Genomic DNA, 270 nt, shown 5'->3' with positions numbered 1-270 from the left:
TCCATCACGAAGGGCAGCAGCCAGACGCCGACGATCGCGCCGCCGACGAATCCGGCCAGCGAGACGCAGCCGGTCAGCAGCCCGCGCCGGTATCCGGACACGGCGTAGGCGAGCGCCAGCACGATCAGTGCCCCGTCGAGTATGTGCAGGTCCATATCGGTAACAAACGACCACGTGGCCCCTGCTGGTTCCGCCACCTGGCCCACATGTGGTCGACCGCACAGCGCGCGGCGGCCCGAGAGTGGAAGGCGTGCGTGTCGCGCGGACGGT

1 pseudogene is annotated in these 270 nt (G+C 69.3%); it reads right to left on the bottom strand.

The window, feature by feature from the left end:
- Positions 1-149: pseudogene (locus G3I40_RS47410) on the bottom strand (serine protease); the annotation flags it as partial.
- Between the last annotated feature and the right edge of the window lie 121 nt (positions 150-270).

This window comes from Streptomyces sp. SID14478, assembly GCF_010548525.1.
Lineage (GTDB): Bacteria > Actinomycetota > Actinomycetes > Streptomycetales > Streptomycetaceae > Streptomyces.
The sequence above is the reverse complement of the archived record's forward strand: the minus strand, read 5'-3'. Positions and strand labels throughout refer to the sequence as shown.